Raw genomic sequence first — 18,371 nt, 5'->3', positions numbered from 1 at the left:
AGAGAAATGGTTGATACAACTGCTCAAAAGAAACTCACGCCGGCCGACATTCGCGGCGTATTCCTGCGCTCTAACCTGTTCCAGGGGTCATGGAACTTCGAACGCATGCAGGCGCTGGGTTTTTGCTTCTCGATGGTGCCGGTGATCCGTCGCCTGTATCCGGAAAACAATGACGATCGCAAACAGGCGATCAAACGCCATCTCGAGTTCTTCAACACGCACCCTTACGTGGCGGCGCCGGTGCTCGGCGTGACCATGGCGATGGAAGAGCAACGCGCCAACGGCGCGCCGATCGACGACGGCGCGATCAACGGCATCAAGGTCGGTTTGATGGGGCCGTTGGCAGGCGTCGGTGACCCGATTTTCTGGGGCACCGTGCGGCCGGTGTTCGCCGCGCTCGGCGCCGGCATCGCCATGAGCGGCAGCCTGCTCGGACCGATCCTGTTCTTCGTGCTGTTCAACCTGGTGCGCCTGCTGACCCGCTACTACGGCGTGGCCTACGGTTACCGTAAAGGGGTGGATATCGTCAATGACATGGGCGGCGGTTTCCTGCAAAAACTGACGGAAGGAGCGTCCATTCTCGGCCTGTTTGTGATGGGGGCGCTGGTCAACAAGTGGACGCACGTGAATATCCCGCTGGTGGTGTCCAAGATAACCGACCAGACCGGGCATACCAACGTCACCACGGTGCAGACTATCCTCGACCAGCTGATGCCGGGCCTGGTGCCGCTGCTGCTGACCTTCGCCTGCATGTGGCTGCTGCGCAAGAAAGTCAACGCGCTGTGGATCATCATCGGCTTCTTCGTCATCGGTATCTTTGGCTATTGGATTGGCCTGCTGGGCCTGTAATCGTTCGAAACGGCCGGGGGGCAACCCCCGGCTTTTTTATGTGTGGAGCAAGAGATGTCACTGACCGACGCCGTACTGATGCTGTTCATCGCCCTGCTGTTGCTGTATTCGCTGTATGACGAATTCGGCATGGATCTGCTGAAAGGCAAAACGCGGCTCAAAGTGCCGCTCAAACGCCGCAACCGGCTCGACAGCCTGATTTTCGTCGGCCTGATCGCCATTCTGATTTACCGTAACGTCACCACCAACGGCGCGGCATTAACCACTTACCTGCTTATTTCTTTGGCGCTGCTCGCCATCTATATCGCTTATATTCGCTCGCCCAAAATGGTGTTTAAAGCGCACGGTTTTTTCTTCGCCAATGTGTTTGTCGAATATAACCGCATTAAAGCCATGAATTTATCGGAGGATGGCATTCTGGCCATCGACCTGGAACAGCGCCGGCTGTTGGTTCAGGTAACTCACCTGGACGACCTGGAGAAGATTTATCGCTTTTTCGTTGATAATCAATAAATAAAAATAAATCCATTCCGTTATCGCTCAAACCCCGCGCTGCTTATGGACAATTAATCGGCAGCGCCATTTCTTTTCTGACTATTATTTCCGCAACATTGTTACCCCCGGCTACATTATATTCCCCCATGAACTCAGATTAATGAAAACGAGTCTCAATTAAGAGCCAATATTGCCAAAGAATAAGGTTGTCGATGGCTGAAATAATATGGTATGGTTGCGCCGTCATTGGGGAGTAGCCGGTTTCTGGAGAATAAAAACCAGAAACGCCCGTATCAACATACTCGTTTCGCCGTATGAAACGTGGTGCGGGCAGCCAGGTAAGGTTGGCGAGACCATAGACACGTAACTCCGTCGTTTGGTTGGGGGTGGGTTACGTGTATATGGAGCCACCCGGCCGAGGCTATTTCACATGAACCTTTCAGCAACGCTTATTCTCGCTTTCGGCATGTCCATGGATGCTTTCGCCGCTTCGATCGGTAAAGGCGCCAGCCTGCATCAACCCCGTTTTCGCGAAGCGATCCGCACCGGCCTGATCTTCGGCGTGGTGGAAGCGATCACCCCGCTCATCGGTTGGGCCATCGGCCTGTTCGCCAGCCAATACATCATGGAATGGGACCACTGGGTCGCCTTCTCGCTGCTGTTCATTCTCGGCATGCGTATGATCGTCGAAGGGGTGCGCAACAGGCCCGACGAAGAAGAGAAGGTCAAACGCCATGGTTTCTGGTTATTGGTCGCCACTGCCATCGCCACCAGCCTCGACGCCATGGCGATCGGCGTCGGCCTGGCCTTCCTGCAGGTGAATATCGTGCACACCGCGATGGCCATCGGCTGCGCCACCATGATCATGGCGACGCTGGGCATGATGATCGGCCGCTTTATCGGCCCGCTGCTCGGCAAACGCGCCGAGATCCTCGGCGGCGTGGTGCTGATAGGTATCGGCGTCAACATCCTGCTGGAACACCTCGGCTACCTGGCCTGAGGCGACCGAACTGCAAAAAAACCTGCCGCGGCAGGTTTTTTTGTTTCTGGACGCCGCGCCTTTTAAGCGCGACGTCGGTACAGCGCCAGGACGAAATCCGTCTCGCACACAAACTCCCCGCCCTCGGCCAACCGCTGTTGCACCTCCGCCGTGGCGCGCCAGGCGAACGGCGTCATCTGCAGCAGGTTGGCGGCCTGCGCGCCCGGCAAGGTCATCGTATAGGCCAGCGCCTCTTTGCGCTCGCAGTCGAACCCATCGAACTGTTCGTCCTGTTCGGCATGCAGCTGCACCTGCTGGTACACCCGCTCTTTCAGCTGGTACAGATGACGCGGGCCCGGCGAAACCGTCACTACCACGCCGCCCGGCTTCACTACCCGCGCCAGCTCCTGCGCCTTGCAAGGGGCGTAGATGCGCAAGACCGCATCCAAGGCCCCGTCGGCGAACGGCAAGCGGTGGCTGGAGGCGACGCAGAACGAGACCGCCGGATAACGTTTGGCGGCATAGCGGATCGCCACCTTGGCGACGTCCAGCCCATAGACCGCCATATTGCGCCCCTGGGCCAGCCGTGAGGCCACGGCGGCGGTGTAATACCCTTCCCCACAGCCTATGTCCAATAACGCGCCAGCATCGGCCGCCAGCGCCACATCCAGCCACTCGGCCACCTGCGCTTGCAGCGGCTGATAATACCCACCGTCGAGAAACGCGCGCCGCGCCTGCATCATTTCTGCGCTGTCTCCCGGCTGCTTCGATCGCTTGTGCTGTACCGGCAGCAGATTGACGTAGCCCTCTTTGGCCTGATCGAACTGATGATTGCTGTCGCAACGCCATTGTTGAGACGAAAAATGCAGCGGCTGATGACACAGGGGACATTGATAAGACATGAATGGGCTTCCAGAGAGACAGGGCGCGGCTAGTCTAAAGAAGGCGCCGGTTTGATGCAAGGCGCATCCCCGCTCGCTTTCATCGCCAACAACACCTGGCCAAGCGGGGAAAAAGCTGGCTACACTGAGAGTCTGTTTTCTCACGCAGGTGAAAATAATTTATGAGCGATCGTTCCGCGCTGCTCGATGCGGTGCCCCACATTCAGCACGGCTTCGGCAGCAAACTTGCGCTGCTGCCGGGGCATCTGCTGCCCTACAGCGCCACATTGCCGGAAAAGAAGCAGGTGCACGGCACCCGCATCGTCGATGTGCTGCAACCGGCGCAGACGTGCGGTGAGGCCGATGGCTTCTACACGCGCCAGCCCGGCATTCTGCTCAGCGTGCTGACGGCGGATTGCCTGCCGGTGCTGTTCAGCCGTCGTGACGGCGGCGCCATCGCGGCGGTGCACGCCGGCTGGCGCGGGTTGCTGGACGGTATTCTGGAACAGATGGCGGCCCGCATTCGCCAGGACGGCGACACCGCCGATTGGGTGGCCTCCATCGGCCCCGCCGCCGGCCCGTGCTGTTACGAAGTTGACGAAGCGCTGGTGGAAAACTTTAAACAGCGTCTGCCGCTGCCCGCTACGCTGATCAGCCCGCACTATCGACATCTGGATCTGGCCGCGATCGCCGAATACAAACTGACGGCGCTCGGCTTCGCTGCCGTTGACCGCTCAGGCAGTTGCACTATCTGCACGCCGGACGTCGATCCGCAGCGGCCGCAGCGCTTCAAATACACCAGCTATCGCCGCAACAGCCATCGGCGCGCGCAGGATCCGACGCATCCGGGCATTAAAGGCCGCAACCAGTACGCCGGCATCGTCATCGTCGCCGAATGACGGAAACGAAAAAGCCCGCGCGAAGGCGGGCTTTTTGTACAGCTGACGCTGATTAGATAGCAGTAACGTTTACTGCAGATGGGCCTTTCTGGCCATCTTGGATTTCGAACTCAACGTTCTGGCCTTCAGCCAGGGTTTTGAAGCCGTTACCCTGGATTGCAGAGAAGTGTACGAACACGTCTTTGCTGCCGTCAGCCGGGGTGATGAAACCGAAACCTTTAGACTCGTTGAACCACTTAACTTGACCTTTGATCTTTGCCATCTTGAGTATTTCCTTTGGATTGTTTAAACCGCCCGTAGGCGTTACATAGACAAACTAGAGTCGTTACTGCTTGAGGCACTAAGATAAGGATCGGCAGAGAAGCGGTATTCAACGCTAACGTCTTTACTCAGAACTTCTTTACTGAAAATGCCACACATATACAGAACTGTACCTCGTTTTACCCAGATGCGTTATCACATACTCTGTATGCGATGGCAAGCCATTTTTAATCACTGAACGACATGTCGCACATATTTGAAACGGTCGAGAGCCACATTTGCTTAAATAGGCCAAAAGATGTTGAAGCATCGGCTATTTTCTGCTTGCAAAAATCACTGCGCCAGACCCCGCATTCTGCTGGCGTTTTAACAAAACTTTCATCGTATTGACGCCTATCTGCCTCATCATTTCCGCTTTTTTGCCGCTTATAGCGTTAAAAAATTTGAATCTTTATGGAATTTGATATGCAACATTTGAATATCGATGAACGGGGGCCAATTTATTCATCGCTCCTCCGACCATTTACCGCCGGAAAGCCCATTCATCATCGGCTTTCAGCCCTGCCGACAAACGGCGCGGGCGAGCACGGCGCACGGGCCAGCGGTAACACATCCGCCCTGCACAACGGATGCATAAACATGCAAAGCGCCGGCACCTCTCCCGCTTGCCGGTGGGTTCATCATAAATAATCCGAATATCATTAACCTCAACAGCCGGAATAGTCTTATCAATAACGAAAGTTCAACGTTGAATTAAATCCTGAAAACAAGGGGGTTATTTGAATCACCACCCGCGCTTATCAATTCGGCTAATTACAGCCGCGCTTTCAAACCGTTGGTTTTATTCATCCCGCAGCGCCGCCGGGTGATGAGGTAACGCAGACGGTGAGCCCTGCAACGCGATGCGCTCGCCAATCTTCAGCGGATGGAATTGATGCTGCTCCAGCCCCGCTTCACTCAACGCCAGGTTCAACTGCTGCGGCGGCTCGTCCAGCGATTCATCCGCCAATTCGAACACCCCCCAATGAATGGGAATGGCGCGCGGCTGATTCAGTTGACGGTACAGCGTCACCGACTGCTGCGGATCCATATGCTGTTCCTGCATAAACCAGCGCGGCGCATAGGCGCCGATGGGCAGCGCCGCCACGTCGAACGGCCCCAGCCGTTGACCGATCTCCGCCAACCGTTCCGAATAGCCGCTGTCGCCGGAAAAATAAAACCGCAGCGCCGGATGGTGGATCACCCAGCCGCACCACAGCGAGCGATTGCGATCCCACAGCGTGCGCATGCTCCAGTGCCGCGCCGGCGTGGCGTAGACCGTCAGCTCGCCCAACGGCAGACTCTGCCACCAGTCCAGCTCATGCACCTTCAGCCGATAACGGCGGAACCAGCGCTTCAAGCCGAGCGGCACGATGAACTCGGCCTGAGGGAAACGCCGCGCCAATTGCCGCACCGTGCGCCTGTCAAGGTGATCATAATGGTTATGGGAGATCAGCACCGCATCCACCGCCGGCAGTTGCTCCACCGTCAGCGGCGGCGGCGTTCTGCGCTTCGGGCCGTAAAAGCTCAGCGGCGATGCGCGTTGGGACAACACCGGATCGATCAGGATATAGCGCCCGCTCAACCGCAGCAGCATCGAGGCATGCCCCAACCACCAGACGCTGTCGCCACTGCCGCTGAGATCGGCCGGCTGCCACCAGCGTTCGGTAAATTGCGCGTAGCCCTGCTGCGGCGGCTTGGGCAACCCCTGGCGCTTGCGCTCATCTTGCCAACGTTGAAGATCCCCCTCCTGACGCCGCGAAGGTTCCGGGTTGCAAAATCCCTCCGGCGTGTGATGCGCCTTGGCCGCGTCGTAATAACGGTTGATTCTTTTCATCCAGCGTCTTCTCCCGACCCTCAGCGCCCTGCACGGGCATGACTTTCAGTGTAACAAACCCGATGAAGCTCGCACTTCGTCAGCCGTGCGCTGCATTGAGGGAGCTTTTGCCGTATGCTGTTGTCTCACTTCGGTGAGACAGCCAGGGCCGCCAAGAGCCCGTTAAGACTCTCTTAAGAACTTTGTGATTGACTTGTAGGGCATACAGAAAAGGAGAAGTTATGAGTCGTTCGACATCCCGCAAATCAGGCGCAGGCCTGGGGCGCCGTATTCGCAGCGCGCTGCTGGCGCAGAAGCAATACTGGAAAATGTATTTCGCCATGAAGCTGCGCCGCGTGCGCGTGCCTGCACCGCTGGTGCTGCTTGGCGGTTCGCTGCTCGGGTTCTTCATGCTGACCCTGCTGATGCTCAGCGTGGTGACCATCGACGTCATCAGCACCCTGCTGCTGCTGTGCCGGAAACTGCTGGGACGGGGTGACGGTGAGGGGCGCGCCTTTATGCCGCGCAGCTGACGAGAAGAGCGCGGAGGCGCAATACGCCTCCGCGCGCAGATTAACGCTTGGCGCCTTTGCGGCGCGTCAGCATGAATCCGCCCCACAGCACTGCAACCCACACCGGCATCAACAGCACCGAAATGCGGATCCCTTCGCTGAAATACATAATCACTAAAATCAGGCCGAGGAACGCCAGGCACAGATAGTTGCCGAACGGATACCACAGCGCCTTAAAGCTCGGAATGACGCCCTGACGGTTCTTCGCCGCACGGAATTTCAGGTGCGCCAGGCAGATCATCACCCAGTTGATCACCAGGGTGGACACCACCAGCGCCATCAGCAGCTCAAACGCCTTGCCGGGCATCAGATAGTTGATCAACACGCCGATCGAGGTAATCAGCGCCGACAGCGCGATGGACAGCACCGGCACGCCGCGCTTGTTGACGCGCGTCAGCGCTTTCGGCGCATTGCCCTGGCTGGCCAGCCCGAACAACATGCGGCTGTTGGCGTAAACGCCGCTGTTGTAGACCGACAATGCGGCGGTCAGCACCACCACGTTGAGCACCGTCGCCACCAGATTGCTGTTCAGCGCATGGAAGATCAGCACGAACGGGCTGCCGCCCTCCACCACTTGCCCCCACGGATAAAGCGAGAGCAGTACGGTCAGCGAACCGATATAGAAAATCAGAATGCGGTACACCACCTGATTGGTCGCTTTAGGAATGCTGCGACGCGGATCGGCGGCTTCCGCCGCGGTGATGCCCACCATCTCCAGCCCGCCGAACGAGAACATGATCACCGCCATCGCCATCACCAGCCCCGAGAAGCCGTGCGGCATAAAGCCGCCCTGCTGCCACAGGTTGGTGATGCTGGCCTGCGGCCCGCCGTTGCCGCTGGCCAACAGCCAGGCGCCAAACACGATCATGCCGACAATCGCCACCACCTTGATGATGGCGAACCAAAACTCGGTTTCGCCGTACAGGCGCACGTTCACCAGGTTGATCAGATTGATCAACACAAAGAACAGCGCGGCGGACGCCCAGGTGGGGATCTCTGGCCACCAGTACTGAATGTAGATGCCGACGGCGGTCAATTCCGCCATGCCGACCAGAATGAACATCGCCCAGTAGTTCCAGCCGGAAAGGAAGCCGGCGAAATCACCCCAATATTTATAGGCAAAGTGACTGAAAGATCCGGCGACCGGCTCCTCCACCACCATTTCGCCCAGCTGGCGCATGATCAAAAACGCGATAAAACCGCCGATGGCGTAGCCCAAAAGCACGGCGGGACCGGCCATTTTAATGGTTTGCGCAATGCCGAGAAATAAACCGGTGCCGATGGCGCCCCCGAGGGCAATAAGCTGTATGTGTCTGTTTTTTAATCCGCGTTTTAGCGGGGTATCCTGATGCTGACCGCCCATCTTATCCTCATATGGCGTACCTCCTTGCCGTTATCGGCCAAGATTTCACCAATCAATAAATGTATCTGCGGGCGGCTTTTTAACACTTAACCCCGTGAGCATCAAGGAGTAGCGCCCCGAGACGGCAGACCGGAGCGCGATTTTTTAACCGAGGTAGAGCGGGTAACGGCGGCGTTCAGCCAGGCATACCGCACAGTTTGGTCAGGTTGCGCGCGCCGATCATCAGCGTGGCGACATAAGATTGGCGACGCGTAACCACTTCCACCGCCACGCGATCGTTTTGATATTTTATCAGATAGGTCGAGGGCCAGCCCTGACGGCGCTGGCCGAAGCTTTCGGCATGACGATCGATCGCCGCATGGGCAATCACCAGATGAGACAAGTTTTTATCACCTTTGATAATGCGCTTCATAAACAGCCTCCGCCAACGACAGCTCTGTTATTAGAAAAAGGAGAAACTCTTACCAATCACCGGTATTTTTGCGAATCAGTTAGCTTGTCGGCTCATTAGAAAACAGATCATCGCCGCGCGCAGCGGGCTGGCGCTGTCGGCCTGCCATTCACCGCCCTGGGTGCTCATGCGCGCCTGCCACTGTGGGCTGTCGCTGTGGTTGTCGGGGTTCAGACTGATTTTGTTGGCGCAAATGATCGGCCAGGCGTCGGAGGGATTCTTGCAGTAATCTTTACCTTTCACGCCGCCGTAGGGATACCACTTGTCCGGGTTCTCCCCGGTCAGCAGCGCAATGCTGCGGTTCACTTCGGCATCGCTTTCTTCGTACCATTTAATCATCGGCTTTATCCATCTTTTGTAAGGTTCGCGCTACATTACGATGTCTGTAAGACAGTTTTATGACAGCGTCGCCGGTTTTCACATTATCTGCACTAATGTTTCGCCCCCTTTAACTTTTCTCCCCTTCTGCGTACACTTTTCGTCTGTTTAGCGCCCAGGAAACGCACGCATGTTGACCGGCCTCAATCACCTGACGCTCGCCGTCAGCGATCTCGATCGCAGCTTCGATTTTTACCGCCATCTGTTGGGGTTCACCCCTCACGCCCGCTGGCAAGGCGGCGCCTATCTGTCGTTGGGGGCGTTGTGGCTGTGCCTGTCATTGGATGAGGCCCGCACGCAACCACGGGCGCGTGATTACACCCATTACGCCTTCAGCGTCGCGCCGGAACACATTGAACGGGTCAGCGAGCGGTTGCGCCAGAGCGGCGCAGAAGAGTGGAAAAGCAATCGCAGCGAGGGCGAGTCGCTCTATTTTCTCGATCCTGATGGGCATCAGTTGGAGATCCATGCTGGCGATCTGGCCAGCCGCCTGGCGGCATGCCGGGAAAAACCGTATCAGGGCATGGTATTTTACTGAAGCGCCCCGGCGGCGCAGCGCCGGCCGGAGCAGGGTGTTCAACGTTCGGGGATAAAACCTTTAAAATCCAGCGCGGGGCTGAGATCGTCGTCATCAGCATCGCCGCCGTCGGCGCGAGCGCTGTGCGCCAAACGCTTCAACAGCGCCGTTTGTTGCCGTTGCTGCTCGGCAATTTCCTGCAGCAGGCGAATCTGCTCGTTGGCGCGCACGCTGGCGCGGTTCACCAGGAACCAAACCCAGAGCCCCACCAGCAACGCCACGGCGGCGAGAGCCAACGACAACAGGCCGTTCTGGCCAAAACCTAAATCGTACATGGACAACCCTATCTACTGCGAAATTCAGGCCGCCATCTTAACACTCGCGGCGGCCGGGCGAACATCCCTGCCAAAAATTGCTTACCAGGGTACGAAGCGCGTCACCGAACAGATGCCCAGCGCAAAATTTCCACCATCGTCGCAATAACTGTCCAGCGCCAACAGGTAGAAAAACAGGCAGGCAGCGACAGCCGTCATTATCACGAGGATTTTTTTTCGCAACAAATTTAGCAGCCTCATTGTTATCAGGATGGTCTATCGCGCATGTTATCACAGCAAAGTTAAACGAAGTTTAACTTGTCGTTTAGATTTCTGGCTATCGTCCGGTTTTCAGACTGTTACCCTTGCCCTCGCGCTGGCGCCGTGGCTAGATGAACCCTCAGGGATAACGAGGAAACGCAATGAGCAGACTGATTAAGTGGGTACTGGTATTGGCGGTCATTTACGGCGGCTTTTTGATCTCGGGCTACGGCGTGCTGATCGGCAGCAACAAGAACGTCGGCGGATTGGGATTGCAGTGCAAATACCTGACGGCGCGCAACGTGGCGATCGCCCAGTACGTCAATGGCGACAACGGTCTCATCGGCGTGGCCGACTGCCCGCTGTTCAAGAAAATCGAAACGGTGGTGGATTAACCGCCACCGCCCGACGCCGTCGCTCTGCGGCGGCTCCGCCTCAATCGCGGGTAAACTTCAACTCGATCAGCGCAATCGCCTTGTCAATCGCTCTGCGGGTTACCGGATCGGCGCCGGCGGGATGCGTGGAGAAATCGATGCTTTTGAGCTGGCCTGCCATCTTGTCGCGCACTTCGGTCGGCGCAATCACGTCGATAACGTCCAGAATCTGTTTAATGACCAGTTGGCAAGCGACCAGATCGGAAGCCAATTCCTGCTCGTTGCTCAGCATGTCAGACATAATAACTTTCCCTCTTGATTCAAACGCCGCACAGAATAGCATGCCGCCTGCGCCATTGCCCGCCCTCCCCGCCTTTTTCCCCATTCTGCGCACCGCCGGGCAAAAGCCCGCGGCAGATTAGCCTATACTTGCAGCATGACGGTGATAAAAACATCCGTAACCTAAGCCACAACCAACAGGAGATAGTTATGGCGAATCACAATGTGAAATCCTGGGCAACAGTGCGTGAAACTTCGGTGGAAATTGCCGAAGCTATTTTTGAACTGGCAGGGAACGATGAAGTGTTGGCGCAGAAGATCTGGGAAGAAGGCAGCGATGAAGCGCTGGAAAAGGCTTTTGCCAAAACCACCGCAGACCAGCTTTATTGGGGAGAGGAAACCGTCGAGCGTAAAAACGTTTAAGCCGCCAGGCAACAAAAAGCCCGGGTTTCTGGCCCAGGCTTTCCCGATTAGCGCTCACCCCGCTCAGCGGCGTGCATCTCTGCTTGCTTTCACGGTTCTTCACCTCCCACACCTTCCGCATTTTTCATCCTCATCACCGGCGTCGCCATAAAAGCGCCGACGCCCACGATTACAACCAGAGTAATAATCACTGTCATTAACATGCGATCACCCCATCAACGTTGAGTTGTTACGGCTGACTCTGTTTTGGCGGTTCTTGCTGCGGTCTTCTCCGCGTCACCCACCGCGGCGGCGACAGTCTCAGATTAGCCGTTTTTCCTTTCGGCTGACAAGCGGCGGTTCAACGGTTTTTCCGAATCATGCCCCGTCATCGGCGGCGTTTTTTGTCCGCGGCGGCAAGTTGTGTATACTTCACCGCTATGTAGATCTCACACTGACGCACTGATGATACAAGAACACCATCTCTCATTGGTCTGCGCCCTCAGCAAATGGGTCGAAACTCACCTCGGACGAGTGATCCATCTCGAAGAGCTGGCCGAGTACTCCGGCTACTCGCTGTGGCACATGCAGAAGCTGTTCAAAGAAGCGACAGGGATTTCGCTGGGCAAATACATTCGTGAACGCCGTCTGGCCGGCGCGGTCTATCAACTGCGCAGCAGTGAAGCGTCGATTTTCGATATCGCCCTGGACTTTGGCTTCGGCTCACAGTCCCACTTCACCTACATGTTCAGAAAGCGTTTTAATATCACGCCTTACGATTTCCGCCAGGATCTGAGTGTCGATCTGCACATCGATCCGCCGCTGCACGTCATTCACCAAAAATCCGCCTGATTTTCGCCCGCCGTCAACCGGCGGGTTAACGCGCGCCCCAGACCGCCAGCAGCGCGATCGCGGCCGGCAACGCCTGCACCCACAGGATCTTGCGGCTGGCGGTCAGCCCGCCGAACACGCCGGCCGCCAGCACGCAGCCGAGAAAGAACAGCTGCAGCGCCACATCTTCACGCCAATAGCCCCATACCAGGCCCAGCGCCAGAAAACCGTTGTACAGCCCCTGGTTGGCGGCCAAGACCCGCGTGGCCGCGGCGAACTCCGCCGTCGTCCCGAATGCTCGCCTGCCGATCGGCGCGCGCCACAGGAACATTTCCAATACCAGGATATAAAGGTGGAGCGCCGCGATAAGCAGCAGAGCAATGTCGGCAATGAGCTTCATGATTATCCAAATAGCGAAATGGGGATGCCGTCAAGTATAAGTGATGGGTGAATATCGCTCACCATCCAAGATAAAAAAACCCGCCGAAGCGGGTTTATGCAGGAGTCATTTTTTGAGGTTAGTGTAATACGGCAACCAACAATGCCGCGACAGAGACCCAAAACAGCGCCGTGGCAACCACGACATGGGACAGTCTTGCACGATAAAGAACTTGGCTCATAATGACCTCACTGACATCAGACTAACGGGAGACAACCTGACTTCCTGAGGATTATCCTAATCTTCTTCCGTTTATCATTATATGCGTCAGATCACTATTTCGTTGAGAAACTTTATATTGTCGTGAAGCTGGAGCCGCGATCACATTTATTGCGCGTTATTAGAGCGAAATAAGTCGAATAATCTCGGTGATTATATCCTAACGCTATCAAACTTCGCTCCACGGCAGGCGTGGCGCGGCCATGCGCTCACCGGAATAACCGCTGACCGCCGGAAAACGATCCGTTTCCTGCTCCCAGTCGCGCTGAGCCTGAATAATTTCCGCTTTGGTATGGCCAACGAAGTTCCACCAGATAAGGATCTCTTCATTTAACGGCGCCCCACCGATTAATAATCCCCGGCAGCCCTTCTCTGCATTTAACTCAATAGAGTTATTACCCATGCCTAAATAGGCGAATGCGTCAGGTGAAAATGTTTCACCATTAAGTTCAAATGCACCAATCAGGGGCAAAAAGCCGATTTCATAATCATCGCGCAGCGGCAATTGCGCCGTCGCCGCCTCTAGCCATTCCATATCAATGGCGATTAATGGCGAAAGAGTAAACACCGGTGAACGATAAGCGCCAAATTCCCCGACCAGCAAACGGTGATTCACGCCGTTATTCCGCCACTGCGGCAAATCGGGATAATGATCGAATCGCGGCGCCATGTCGGCATATTCGGCCGGCAACGCAATCCACAATTGTGCGGCGTGCAGTCGTCGGTCCTCGCCCACCGACTGTTCCGTATGCGCGATGCCGTGCCCTGCGGTCATCAGATTGACCTGCCCCGGACGGATCAACTGTTCGCTGCCGAGGCTATCGCGGTGCAGCACCTCACCCTCGATCATCCAGGTAAAGGTTTGCAGACCGGTGTGCGGATGCGGCCCTACGTCCATGCCGGGCGCGGTGCCGTTGAATACCGTCGGGCCAGCGTGATCGAGAAAACACCAGGCGCCGACGGTGCGCCGCTCCCGAGTTGGCAACGCGCGGTTGATAGGAATGCCGCCCACTTCGGCATTGCGCACGGCAATGCGCTGGATCTGGCGCGCGCCGTCAACGACAGGGCACTCGCGTGAGGGTGAAAAGCGCGTAGGACGGGACTGACTCATCGCAAAGACCTCCTGAATGGCGCCGATTCGCCAAGGATAATCGCCCCAGCTTAGCACAGGACAACGCCCCCTGGAGAGCGACGACGCTCAGCCGCGCTCACGCGGATTAAGGTGTTTTGATGTAGCAGCTTTTAATATCGATATCGTCGTGGGCATGCCTGAGATCGGAGAAATAAGTCACTCCGAAGAGAATCGACACGACCAGCAGTACAGAAACCAACAGGCCGATAATCGCCAACAGTTTGGTTTCATCGTGGAGATTGGGCTCCATTTTCTCTCCCCTAGTTAATGACGTCAGGTCAGCCACAGCGTGACCGCCAACGTAAAAATGATCAGTGAGCAGGACGCAATCGCCAAAACGACGATCGCAAATTGCGCATCACCCAAGGTTTCTCTGTAGTTTTTATCCGTCAAGGCGTTACGCTGCTGTTTCACTAAATCGGCTTTCACTCGTTCAACTGCTGCATTGCTGTTTGATGGGGCAAGACACCCCCTCAGAATGGGGGAGCGAAATCCCCCTTCGGCTGCTCAGTCCGCAACCGGGCCATGACGCTACCAACTTTCCCCCCCAGGGTCAACACCGCCGCCGCGGGCCGGCGAGCGCAGGCACACGGTATGTGTAACTTTTATTTAGAGAGAAGGGAAATAAGAGATGCTTATAGCGGAGGCAAAAAAAAGCCCGGCACATCGCCGGGCCAGGGGAGACAGAGGCGTTATTGCGGGATACGCAGCACCTGTCCCGGATAGATCTTGTCCGGGCTCGACAGCATCGGCTTGTTGGCTTCGAAAATTTTGTTGTAGAGATTGGCGTTACCGTACATCTCTTTGGAGATTGCGCTCAGCGTATCGCCCTTCTTCACGGTATAGAAGCGGCTCTCGGCGTCGGATTGCGCTACCGCCACCTTGTCTTCCACACCGCTGATGCCCGCTACGTTGCCAATCGCCACCAGAATCTTCTCTTTCAGCTCCTGGCTGACGGCATCGCCGGTCACCACCGCTTTCCCATCGACCACCTGCACATTGACTTTGTCGGTGCCCGGCAGGCCGCTCTTATCGAGATGCTCCTTGAGTTTGGCGCTTTGATCTTCGGCGGAGGCATTGCCGGTGACTGTGTCCCACAGTTTTTCGCCCGCTTCTTTGACAAAGTTAAACAAGCCCATATTCACTCCTTTTGATGGTTGCACTAATGCGTTGATGTAAGGCTTGTTAAGCTTAGCATCGTCAAAAGGATCTGCCATCCGCTCTCGCCCCCAGAAACGGCTGGAGAATTCCGAAAGTGCCGTCTGCGGCGCCTCATTGGCGTTTTATCGCGCAATGATGCTGAAAAATCGCGCTTTTTTACCTACACTGTTGCAGACAAGGCGGCTCGACGAAGGAGGCTGCAAGATGTACGCATTGGTGATGTTTGTCTGTTATCTGGATGGCGGCTGCAGTGAAATGGTGGTGGACATATTGCGCGACGAACCGCAATGCCTGGTGGCAATGAAGGAACAGAACCTGCGTCACGCCGGCTGTTATCCCATGGAAGAATTTATTGACGGCTTCTGGTTGCCGGCCAGCGAATACTCGGATTTTTGATCCCCTCCCCGCCTGATGCTGAGGAATTTCTGATTTCATCGGAAACTGCATCTTCCTCCGAGGCATAAGGCCGCTGTTTTGCTAAATTGCGGCTCCCGAAGAAGAAAGACAGAGAAAGGTCATGTCAGCATCGGCTCATTCCAACGAGCAATATGAAATTCTGCTGCGCAACGTCAGCCTGGCGTTAGGCGACGCAGTGTTGCAGTTAATCAAAAACCATAAAAAGGTATCCGGCGGCAATCTTCTTTCGCAGCTGGTGACAGAGATAGAGCGAGAGCAGGATCAGCAGCGGTTTGCCGCGCTGCGTTCGGCCATCGAGCTGGTGGGGTTGGCGCCAAAAGGCTGAGCGCGCGATACAAACGAAGGCAGGGCTTGCGCCCTGCCTGATTACCGATCCCGACACAGGATGAGGGTAATGGAATTGCAGCTTAGAAGCGGTAGGTCAGGTTGACGGCAACGATGTCGTCAGTGCTCAGCTTCAGTTTGTTGTCGTCGTTCAACTGGTTGATCTTGTAGTCGACGTAGGTGTACATGTTTTTGTTGAAGTAGTAAGTCGCGCCCACTTCCACGTATTTCACCAGATCGACGTCGCCAATCCCTTCAATATCCTTGCCTTTTGACTGCACGTAGGCCAGAGACGGACGCAGACCGTTTTCGAACTGGTACTGGGCCACCACTTCGAAGTTCTGCGTTTTGTTGGCGAAGCCGGAGACGCCATTGCCGCTGATCGGCGTCATGTTGCGGGTATCAGCATACATGGCCGCCAGATAGACCTGGTTGGCGTCATATTTGATTGCGGTGGTCCAGGCGGTGGCCTTGTCGCCTTTACCGTACTGCAACGCTTTCTGAGCGCTGGTGCGGTTGGAATCGGAGAACGCCGCCGCGACGCCGATGCCGGTGCCGCCGATGTCCTGATAGTCCAGAGACATGCCGTAACCGTCGCCGTTTTGCTTGGTCACGCTGCGGCCGTCACCGTCGTTTTTACCCTGGTACTGCAACGCCAGATTCAGGCCTTCCACCAAACCGAAGAAGTCACGGTTGCGGTAGGTCGCCAGGCCGTTGGAGCGCGCGGTCATGTAGTTGTCGGTGTAGCTGTAGGAGTCGCCGCCAAATTCCGGCAGCATGTCGGTATAAGCTTCGGCGTCGTACACCACGCCGTAGTTACGGCCGTAGTCGAACGAGCCATAGTTGGCGAACTTCAGGCCGGCGAAGCCCAGACGGGTTTTGGTGCCGGTGGTGCCCTGCGCTTCATCGTGGTTGGCCTGAACGTTGTATTCCCACTGGCCGTAACCGGTCAACTGATCGTTGATCTGGGTTTCGCCTTTAAAGCCCAGACGAACGTACGTTTTATCTCCGTCTTCACTTTTATCTTTACTGAAAACGTGTTTGGCCGAAACGCGGCCGTACAGGTCGAGTTTATTGCCATCTTTATTGTAGATTTCAGCCGCGTTGGCGAAGGAGGTGACCGCCCCGAGGGCGACAGCTAAGGCTAATACACTGCGTTTCATCATTTATTTTCCTAGATATTATAATTAGAACCCTGCCCGTCACGCCCAATTTATAATTTGGGCTGTGATTTTATCTTTTGGTATTTTATGAGCTCCCCTAATGCTGGGGTGATGTGACATTAGCATCATGAATCAAAACTTAAAATCAAAAAGTTCATGAAACAACGAGGAGAAAGCATGTTTATTTGTAACTATATATTTCAAAAAAGAGAACAGATAACCCATTGAATATAAGAAATTTTTATCACATAACTTATAACCAAAACGGTGCAACGCACCAATTTAGTGCATTTTGGTTTCGTTTTGCGTGCTTTCTGCGCGATTCAAAAGTAACAACAAGATTAGCATGGTTATTAAAAACGTTACTTATTTCACATTTTTATCTTAACAAAGTCACCAGGCAATTAAGGCTTTCCGATAACGGCTGAATACGGCCTTTATTCATTCACGTAAAGAAATCCCTATAGGACGAATAAAATTCGATTTATGGCCATTTAAATAGCGGGAAATAGCAGATTAAAATAATGAAAGGAATAAACGGCAGCGCGCTGACGGCGCCGCCGAGGATAAATCAATACAGCGTAGAACGGGAAACTTCGCTCAACAGCATGCCGGCGCGCAGGCCCAGCGCCACAGTGGGGTTAGGAAACAGTATCCACGCGCCCTCTTCGCCCACGCGATACTCCTCCTGCGGCTGCTCGCACAGCAACATCCCCGGTTTCAACTCGGTGAAGTTAGCGGTGTCATCATCCAGATGCAGCTTGAAATCCTCGCTGTGTTTGATCAACGAGTGCATCACACGGAATACCCGGATCGCCTCGCCCGAGCGCTCCGGCAACGGCCTCTCGCTGACCGCCGCCCGCAGAGCGCGATCGATGGCGGCGAACTGTTGCAGATCGTTGCTGCCGAACGGCCGCGCCTTGCCCAGCTCGAGCGTACAGCTCGCCGCATTGAGATGCTCGCTGGAATAGTGGCTGAAAGTCCCGCCCGGCGCACTGTGTACCACCAGCGCATCCAGATCGGCGGCATCCAGCAGCTTTAGCATCGGTTCGCTGTACGGGCGCTTCTGGAAGGGCAAAATGCCAAAGCGCGGCAAATGCGACTCGCGAATGGCGGTGTGCAGATCGTAATGGAAACGCGCCGCCTGTTCGCCATCAAAAAAGGCGGCGAGCGTGCGCTCCAACTGCTGGGCGCGCGCGGTTTCCCCGCTGGCGGCGAAGTTGCGGTAGCGGCCGCCGAACATGCGGTTCATGTCGCTGTGCAGATAGCGCTTGCCCGCCCGCATCGCCGCCGGGTTGCCCAGCACCACCAACAACCGCACCGCCAGCGGCAAGCGGCCACTCAACAGATCGCCGATTAACTGACTGAGCAGTTCAATCGGCGCGGTTTCATTGCCGTGTACGCCCGCCGACACCACCAACGCCTGGCGATAACGCTGCCGCGGCGTGAGCTCCAACACCCCTTCCCCCAGCCAACGCCAGCGCAGCTGCGGCGTTTCGCCCTGCCATTCGGCGGGTTCTTTCCCCTCCAGCGTCAGGGGCAGTAGATCGATCAT

Annotated in this window: 28 protein-coding genes and 1 riboswitch; of the genes, 11 read left to right on the top strand and 17 right to left on the bottom strand. The window is 56.0% G+C overall.

What is annotated here, in order from left to right; genetic code table 11:
- Positions 1–6: 6 nt before the first annotated feature.
- From ACJ8PE_RS03820 to mntP, 3 genes are all read left to right on the top strand, one after another.
- A complete protein-coding gene (locus ACJ8PE_RS03820) occupies positions 7–849 on the top strand; it encodes a PTS mannose transporter subunit IID (protein WP_033634889.1) in 843 nt (280 codons plus the stop codon).
- Positions 850–903: 54 nt separating this feature from the next.
- The gene (locus ACJ8PE_RS03815) at positions 904–1,362 is read left to right on the top strand and encodes a DUF986 family protein (RefSeq protein WP_197793543.1); all 459 of its coding nucleotides are present in this window, start codon (positions 904–906) and stop codon (positions 1,360–1,362) included.
- A gap of 218 nt (positions 1,363–1,580) precedes the next feature.
- A riboswitch (yybP-ykoY riboswitch) is annotated at positions 1,581–1,763 on the top strand.
- Positions 1,764–1,774: 11 nt separating this feature from the next.
- Positions 1,775–2,344, top strand: a complete 570-nt coding sequence (gene mntP / locus ACJ8PE_RS03810) for a manganese efflux pump MntP (protein WP_025159822.1) — start codon at positions 1,775–1,777, stop codon at positions 2,342–2,344.
- Between the two features lie 62 nt (positions 2,345–2,406).
- On the opposite strand, the gene rlmA is transcribed toward mntP, so the two are convergent.
- On the bottom strand, positions 2,407–3,225 hold the full coding sequence (rlmA, locus tag ACJ8PE_RS03805) for a 23S rRNA (guanine(745)-N(1))-methyltransferase (protein WP_197759738.1): 819 nt from the start codon (positions 3,223–3,225) through the stop codon (positions 2,407–2,409).
- Positions 3,226–3,386: 161 nt separating this feature from the next.
- On the opposite strand from rlmA, the gene pgeF reads away from it, so the two are divergent.
- Entirely contained in the window at positions 3,387–4,103 is a 717-nt protein-coding gene (gene pgeF, locus ACJ8PE_RS03800) for a peptidoglycan editing factor PgeF (protein ID WP_033643387.1), read from the top strand.
- Positions 4,104–4,155: 52 nt separating this feature from the next.
- Here pgeF and cspE read toward each other — a convergent pair whose 3' ends face one another.
- The 3 genes from cspE to ACJ8PE_RS03785 all read right to left on the bottom strand — a co-directional run bounded on the left by cspE (position 4,156) and on the right by ACJ8PE_RS03785 (position 6,240).
- Entirely contained in the window at positions 4,156–4,365 is a 210-nt protein-coding gene (gene cspE / locus ACJ8PE_RS03795) for a transcription antiterminator/RNA stability regulator CspE (protein ID WP_002221949.1), read from the bottom strand.
- A gap of 41 nt (positions 4,366–4,406) precedes the next feature.
- Entirely contained in the window at positions 4,407–4,523 is a 117-nt protein-coding gene (locus ACJ8PE_RS03790; RefSeq protein ID WP_002211058.1) for a DUF2627 domain-containing protein, read from the bottom strand.
- Between the two features lie 682 nt (positions 4,524–5,205).
- Positions 5,206–6,240, bottom strand: a complete 1,035-nt coding sequence (locus tag ACJ8PE_RS03785) for an MBL fold metallo-hydrolase (protein WP_197759736.1) — start codon at positions 6,238–6,240, stop codon at positions 5,206–5,208.
- Between the two features lie 221 nt (positions 6,241–6,461).
- Between ACJ8PE_RS03785 and ACJ8PE_RS03780 the strand changes: the two genes are divergently transcribed.
- Entirely contained in the window at positions 6,462–6,752 is a 291-nt protein-coding gene (locus tag ACJ8PE_RS03780) for a hypothetical protein (RefSeq protein WP_033643389.1), read from the top strand.
- Between the two features lie 40 nt (positions 6,753–6,792).
- Here the strand turns inward: ACJ8PE_RS03780 and ACJ8PE_RS03775 are convergent, their stop codons facing one another.
- The 3 genes from ACJ8PE_RS03775 to ACJ8PE_RS03765 form a co-directional block, all read right to left on the bottom strand.
- Entirely contained in the window at positions 6,793–8,154 is a 1,362-nt protein-coding gene (locus ACJ8PE_RS03775) for an amino acid permease (RefSeq protein WP_033643390.1), read from the bottom strand.
- Positions 8,155–8,329: 175 nt separating this feature from the next.
- Positions 8,330–8,566 carry a DUF4060 family protein gene (locus ACJ8PE_RS03770; RefSeq protein ID WP_025303167.1) on the bottom strand — a complete coding sequence of 79 codons (237 nt, stop codon included), beginning with the start codon at positions 8,564–8,566 and terminating at the stop codon, positions 8,330–8,332.
- 75 nt (positions 8,567–8,641) lie between these two features.
- A complete protein-coding gene (locus ACJ8PE_RS03765; protein WP_033643391.1) occupies positions 8,642–8,944 on the bottom strand; it encodes a phage protein NinX family protein in 303 nt (100 codons plus the stop codon).
- A gap of 169 nt (positions 8,945–9,113) precedes the next feature.
- Between ACJ8PE_RS03765 and fos the strand changes: the two genes are divergently transcribed.
- Entirely contained in the window at positions 9,114–9,521 is a 408-nt protein-coding gene (gene fos, locus ACJ8PE_RS03760) for a fosfomycin resistance glutathione transferase (protein WP_033643393.1), read from the top strand.
- 38 nt (positions 9,522–9,559) lie between these two features.
- On the opposite strand, the gene ACJ8PE_RS03755 is transcribed toward fos, so the two are convergent.
- Positions 9,560–9,835: a YebO family protein gene (locus ACJ8PE_RS03755; RefSeq protein ID WP_033643394.1), complete on the bottom strand. Its 276-nt coding sequence runs from the start codon at positions 9,833–9,835 to the stop codon at positions 9,560–9,562.
- A gap of 81 nt (positions 9,836–9,916) precedes the next feature.
- Entirely contained in the window at positions 9,917–10,075 is a 159-nt protein-coding gene (locus ACJ8PE_RS03750) for a PhoP/PhoQ regulator MgrB (protein ID WP_004927688.1), read from the bottom strand.
- Positions 10,076–10,236: 161 nt separating this feature from the next.
- On the opposite strand from ACJ8PE_RS03750, the gene ACJ8PE_RS03745 reads away from it, so the two are divergent.
- Complete coding sequence (locus ACJ8PE_RS03745) at positions 10,237–10,470, top strand: YobH family protein (RefSeq protein WP_197759734.1); 234 nt, start codon at positions 10,237–10,239, stop codon at positions 10,468–10,470.
- 40 nt (positions 10,471–10,510) lie between these two features.
- Here ACJ8PE_RS03745 and ACJ8PE_RS03740 read toward each other — a convergent pair whose 3' ends face one another.
- Positions 10,511–10,750 (bottom strand): DUF2766 family protein, encoded by a 240-nt coding sequence (locus ACJ8PE_RS03740; protein WP_033643399.1) that lies wholly within the window; start codon positions 10,748–10,750, stop codon positions 10,511–10,513.
- Between the two features lie 188 nt (positions 10,751–10,938).
- On the opposite strand from ACJ8PE_RS03740, the gene ACJ8PE_RS03735 reads away from it, so the two are divergent.
- Together ACJ8PE_RS03735 and ACJ8PE_RS03730 are read left to right on the top strand one after the other, a co-directional pair.
- On the top strand, positions 10,939–11,151 hold the full coding sequence (locus ACJ8PE_RS03735; RefSeq protein WP_004927694.1) for a YccJ family protein: 213 nt from the start codon (positions 10,939–10,941) through the stop codon (positions 11,149–11,151).
- Between the two features lie 444 nt (positions 11,152–11,595).
- Positions 11,596–11,982 (top strand): helix-turn-helix domain-containing protein, encoded by a 387-nt coding sequence (locus tag ACJ8PE_RS03730; protein ID WP_004927697.1) that lies wholly within the window; start codon positions 11,596–11,598, stop codon positions 11,980–11,982.
- A gap of 25 nt (positions 11,983–12,007) precedes the next feature.
- Here the strand turns inward: ACJ8PE_RS03730 and ACJ8PE_RS03725 are convergent, their stop codons facing one another.
- The 5 genes from ACJ8PE_RS03725 to lysM all read right to left on the bottom strand — a co-directional run bounded on the left by ACJ8PE_RS03725 (position 12,008) and on the right by lysM (position 14,890).
- Positions 12,008–12,361, bottom strand: coding sequence for a DUF1304 domain-containing protein (locus ACJ8PE_RS03725; protein ID WP_197793517.1), 354 nt, complete (start codon positions 12,359–12,361; stop codon positions 12,008–12,010).
- A gap of 427 nt (positions 12,362–12,788) precedes the next feature.
- Complete coding sequence (locus ACJ8PE_RS03720; RefSeq protein WP_197793516.1) at positions 12,789–13,730, bottom strand: pirin family protein; 942 nt, start codon at positions 13,728–13,730, stop codon at positions 12,789–12,791.
- 106 nt (positions 13,731–13,836) lie between these two features.
- Complete coding sequence (locus ACJ8PE_RS03715; RefSeq protein WP_162837199.1) at positions 13,837–14,001, bottom strand: hypothetical protein; 165 nt, start codon at positions 13,999–14,001, stop codon at positions 13,837–13,839.
- A 23-nt stretch (positions 14,002–14,024) separates the two neighbouring features.
- A complete protein-coding gene (locus ACJ8PE_RS03710) occupies positions 14,025–14,180 on the bottom strand; it encodes a hypothetical protein (RefSeq protein ID WP_162882310.1) in 156 nt (51 codons plus the stop codon).
- A 263-nt stretch (positions 14,181–14,443) separates the two neighbouring features.
- Complete coding sequence (lysM, locus tag ACJ8PE_RS03705) at positions 14,444–14,890, bottom strand: peptidoglycan-binding protein LysM (protein WP_015378169.1); 447 nt, start codon at positions 14,888–14,890, stop codon at positions 14,444–14,446.
- 226 nt (positions 14,891–15,116) lie between these two features.
- On the opposite strand from lysM, the gene ACJ8PE_RS03700 reads away from it, so the two are divergent.
- A complete protein-coding gene (locus ACJ8PE_RS03700; RefSeq protein ID WP_004934567.1) occupies positions 15,117–15,308 on the top strand; it encodes a YebW family protein in 192 nt (63 codons plus the stop codon).
- Between the two features lie 121 nt (positions 15,309–15,429).
- Entirely contained in the window at positions 15,430–15,654 is a 225-nt protein-coding gene (locus tag ACJ8PE_RS03695; protein WP_197759733.1) for a biofilm development regulator YmgB/AriR family protein, read from the top strand.
- An 82-nt stretch (positions 15,655–15,736) separates the two neighbouring features.
- Here the strand turns inward: ACJ8PE_RS03695 and ompC are convergent, their stop codons facing one another.
- Complete coding sequence (ompC, locus tag ACJ8PE_RS03690) at positions 15,737–16,819, bottom strand: porin OmpC (RefSeq protein ID WP_033650925.1); 1,083 nt, start codon at positions 16,817–16,819, stop codon at positions 15,737–15,739.
- A gap of 568 nt (positions 16,820–17,387) precedes the next feature.
- Positions 17,388–18,371 carry a succinylglutamate desuccinylase gene (astE, locus tag ACJ8PE_RS03685; protein WP_197793515.1) on the bottom strand — a complete coding sequence of 328 codons (984 nt, stop codon included), beginning with the start codon at positions 18,369–18,371 and terminating at the stop codon, positions 17,388–17,390.

It is taken from the genome of Serratia sp. CY74737 (assembly GCF_052166775.1).
In the GTDB taxonomy this organism is placed as follows: domain Bacteria; phylum Pseudomonadota; class Gammaproteobacteria; order Enterobacterales; family Enterobacteriaceae; genus Serratia; species Serratia ureilytica.
This window is presented reverse-complemented; position numbering and strand designations above follow the sequence as displayed.

Bases quoted from the DNA above. Each gene is read 5' to 3' on its own strand.
- lysM (WP_015378169.1), bottom strand. From the start codon at position 14,890: ATGGGCTTGTTTAACTTTGTCAAAGAAGCGGGCGAAAAACTGTGGGAC.
- ACJ8PE_RS03750 (WP_004927688.1), bottom strand. From the start codon at position 10,075: ATGAGGCTGCTAAATTTGTTGCGAAAAAAAATCCTCGTGATAATGACG.
- ACJ8PE_RS03735 (WP_004927694.1), top strand. From the start codon at position 10,939: ATGGCGAATCACAATGTGAAATCCTGGGCAACAGTGCGTGAAACTTCG.
- ACJ8PE_RS03715 (WP_162837199.1), bottom strand. From the start codon at position 14,001: ATGGAGCCCAATCTCCACGATGAAACCAAACTGTTGGCGATTATCGGC.
- ACJ8PE_RS03785 (WP_197759736.1), bottom strand. From the start codon at position 6,240: ATGAAAAGAATCAACCGTTATTACGACGCGGCCAAGGCGCATCACACG.
- ACJ8PE_RS03765 (WP_033643391.1), bottom strand. From the start codon at position 8,944: ATGATTAAATGGTACGAAGAAAGCGATGCCGAAGTGAACCGCAGCATT.
- ACJ8PE_RS03730 (WP_004927697.1), top strand. From the start codon at position 11,596: ATGATACAAGAACACCATCTCTCATTGGTCTGCGCCCTCAGCAAATGG.
- cspE (WP_002221949.1), bottom strand. From the start codon at position 4,365: ATGGCAAAGATCAAAGGTCAAGTTAAGTGGTTCAACGAGTCTAAAGGT.
- ACJ8PE_RS03770 (WP_025303167.1), bottom strand. From the start codon at position 8,566: ATGAAGCGCATTATCAAAGGTGATAAAAACTTGTCTCATCTGGTGATT.
- ACJ8PE_RS03755 (WP_033643394.1), bottom strand. From the start codon at position 9,835: ATGTACGATTTAGGTTTTGGCCAGAACGGCCTGTTGTCGTTGGCTCTC.
- mntP (WP_025159822.1), top strand. From the start codon at position 1,775: ATGAACCTTTCAGCAACGCTTATTCTCGCTTTCGGCATGTCCATGGAT.
- ACJ8PE_RS03740 (WP_033643399.1), bottom strand. From the start codon at position 10,750: ATGTCTGACATGCTGAGCAACGAGCAGGAATTGGCTTCCGATCTGGTC.
- ACJ8PE_RS03820 (WP_033634889.1), top strand. From the start codon at position 7: ATGGTTGATACAACTGCTCAAAAGAAACTCACGCCGGCCGACATTCGC.
- ACJ8PE_RS03745 (WP_197759734.1), top strand. From the start codon at position 10,237: ATGAGCAGACTGATTAAGTGGGTACTGGTATTGGCGGTCATTTACGGC.
- ACJ8PE_RS03780 (WP_033643389.1), top strand. From the start codon at position 6,462: ATGAGTCGTTCGACATCCCGCAAATCAGGCGCAGGCCTGGGGCGCCGT.
- ACJ8PE_RS03720 (WP_197793516.1), bottom strand. From the start codon at position 13,730: ATGAGTCAGTCCCGTCCTACGCGCTTTTCACCCTCACGCGAGTGCCCT.
- pgeF (WP_033643387.1), top strand. From the start codon at position 3,387: ATGAGCGATCGTTCCGCGCTGCTCGATGCGGTGCCCCACATTCAGCAC.
- rlmA (WP_197759738.1), bottom strand. From the start codon at position 3,225: ATGTCTTATCAATGTCCCCTGTGTCATCAGCCGCTGCATTTTTCGTCT.
- fos (WP_033643393.1), top strand. From the start codon at position 9,114: ATGTTGACCGGCCTCAATCACCTGACGCTCGCCGTCAGCGATCTCGAT.
- ompC (WP_033650925.1), bottom strand. From the start codon at position 16,819: ATGATGAAACGCAGTGTATTAGCCTTAGCTGTCGCCCTCGGGGCGGTC.
- ACJ8PE_RS03725 (WP_197793517.1), bottom strand. From the start codon at position 12,361: ATGAAGCTCATTGCCGACATTGCTCTGCTGCTTATCGCGGCGCTCCAC.
- ACJ8PE_RS03700 (WP_004934567.1), top strand. From the start codon at position 15,117: ATGTACGCATTGGTGATGTTTGTCTGTTATCTGGATGGCGGCTGCAGT.
- ACJ8PE_RS03695 (WP_197759733.1), top strand. From the start codon at position 15,430: ATGTCAGCATCGGCTCATTCCAACGAGCAATATGAAATTCTGCTGCGC.
- ACJ8PE_RS03815 (WP_197793543.1), top strand. From the start codon at position 904: ATGTCACTGACCGACGCCGTACTGATGCTGTTCATCGCCCTGCTGTTG.
- astE (WP_197793515.1), bottom strand. From the start codon at position 18,371: ATGATCGATCTACTGCCCCTGACGCTGGAGGGGAAAGAACCCGCCGAA.
- ACJ8PE_RS03775 (WP_033643390.1), bottom strand. From the start codon at position 8,154: ATGGGCGGTCAGCATCAGGATACCCCGCTAAAACGCGGATTAAAAAAC.
- ACJ8PE_RS03790 (WP_002211058.1), bottom strand. From the start codon at position 4,523: ATGTGTGGCATTTTCAGTAAAGAAGTTCTGAGTAAAGACGTTAGCGTT.